General features: G+C 46.5%; 2 protein-coding genes. One reads left to right on the top strand and one right to left on the bottom strand.

Features of this window, described 5'->3' with window-relative positions; translation table 11 throughout:
- Positions 1-556: toxin-antitoxin system YwqK family antitoxin (locus ACTHS3_RS15935; protein ID WP_440368497.1), on the top strand; the 556-nt coding region annotated here is incomplete at its 5' end.
- Between the two features lie 49 nt (positions 557-605).
- Here the strand turns inward: ACTHS3_RS15935 and ACTHS3_RS15930 are convergent.
- Positions 606-851: phosphoribosyltransferase family protein (locus ACTHS3_RS15930; protein ID WP_440368496.1), on the bottom strand; the 246-nt coding region annotated here is incomplete at its 5' end.

The raw sequence follows: 851 nt of genomic DNA, 5'->3' as shown, positions 1-851 counted from the left end.
TTACTATCCATCAATGAAAAAATATTCTGATCCGTACGAGATACCTGCTGGTCAGATTAAGGTTTTTGTGCCGGCATTGGATAATGGCACATTAACCCTGTGGCATTTTAACGGGCAGAAAAAGATGGTTGGCAGCTATCGCAACGGCAAGCCGCACGGCGAGTGGATTAACTGGTATCCAAACGGCAAAAAATCTGCGGTCATGCCTTATCAAAACGGTTTGAGTGAGGGCGTAGGCTCTCGTTATTACCGCAACGGCGTCAAAGAAAGCGAAATCCAATTCAAGCACGATAAGGCAAATGGTTATTGGAAACAATGGTATTCAGACGGCAGCCCGAAAACCGAAATGATGATGAGTAATGATAAACCGACGGAGATTATCAGTTGGGATGAAAATGGTCGCATTGTGTCTGAATTGAGTATTCGCAACGGCAAACGCAGTGGCATTATTTTGGATTGGTATGATGATGGTGCGAAGAAATCCGAGTTGGTTTATAAAGACGATCAGTTGGTGAGAAAAACCTTTTGGGATACAGACGGATACGTTCTCGAGTAATTTTGACAATAAAAAACCGCAGGCTGATCGGCTTGCGGTTTTTTGTGTGTTACATACAGCCTTTGTTTTGGCATAGGGTAAATAACGGCGCGCCGCTTTCGCGGATTTTTTTGCCGCCGTCCAAGTCGGTAAATTCCAAAATGGCAGCCGCTTCGATTACTTCGCCCCCCAGTTTGCGGATCAGCTCGACACCTGCCAGCATTGTGCCGCCGGTTGCTACCAAATCATCTACCAACAAAACGCGTGCGCCCGGCTTGATGGCGTCGGTATGGATTTCTACCGTTGCTTCGCCATA

The organism is Neisseria sp. P0009.S007 (assembly GCF_051962515.1).
Note: the sequence above shows the minus strand (reverse complement) of the source record. Positions and strands in the feature narration are given on the sequence as shown.